This is a genomic window from Streptomyces sp. 13-12-16, assembly GCF_002114215.1.
Classification (GTDB): Bacteria; Actinomycetota; Actinomycetes; order Streptomycetales; family Streptomycetaceae; genus Streptomyces.
Genome location: NZ_NCTE01001009.1, coordinates 1 through 944 on the forward strand (window position 1 = coordinate 1; position 944 = coordinate 944).

Here is a 944-nt window from a genome sequence, read left to right on the forward strand (position 1 = left end):
ACCGGCGAGCGGGTGCGCGACCTCGCCGCTGCCACCGCCCGGGGCCTGGTCCGCAGCGCCGAGGCCGAGAACCCGGGCCGCTTCGCCCTGCTCGACCTCGACGCGGACACCACGGGCGCCGCCGTCCGCACACTGCTGGGACGGCTGCCCGCCCTGCTGGCCGGGGGCGACACCCAGTTCGTCGTCCGCGACGACACCGTGCGCGTCGCCCGGCTGGCCCGGCTGACCAGCGGCGCGAGCCTGCTCCCGGTCGCCGGACTGCCCTGGCGGCTCGACAGCGACGACCGCGGCACCCTCGACGCCCTCACCCTCGCCCCCTCCCCGGAGGCGCTCCAGGCGCCGGAGGGGCGGCAGGTGTGCCTCGACGTGCGGGCGGCCGGGCTGAACTTCCGCGACGTGCTCAACGCGCTCGGCATGTACCCGGGTGAGGCCGGGCTCCTCGGCTCGGAGGCGGTCGGTGTCGTCGCCGAGACCGGCCCCGAGGTCACCGGACTACAGGTCGGCGACCGGGTCATGGGCATGGTGCCCGGCGGCCTGGCCGACACCGTGCTCATCGACGAGCGCTACCTCGTCCGCGTCCCCGACGGGTGGACGGACGAGCAGGCGGCGTCGGTGCCGCTGGTGTTCCTGACGGCCCTGTACGCCTTCCGTGACCTGGCGGGTCTGCGGGCGGGGGAGTCGGTGCTGGTGCATGCCGGTGCTGGTGGTGTGGGTATGGCGGCGGTGCAGCTGGCCCGGCATCTGGGTGCGGAGGTGTTCGCGACCGCGAGTGAGGGCAAGTGGGAGACGCTGCGGGGTCTGGGGCTGGACGAGGACCACATCGCGTCCTCGCGTGATCTGGGCTTCGAGGAGAAGTTCCGGGCGGTGAGTGGTGGCCGGGGCGTGGATGTGGTGCTGAACGCGCTGGCGGGTGAGTTCGTGGACGCGTCGTTGCGGCTGACGGC

1 protein-coding gene is annotated in these 944 nt (G+C 74.5%); it reads left to right on the forward strand.

Annotated features, from left to right (window positions below):
* A partial coding sequence (locus tag B7767_RS34155) for an alcohol dehydrogenase catalytic domain-containing protein (protein ID WP_143652783.1) occupies positions 1-944 on the forward strand: 944 nt, incomplete at both ends.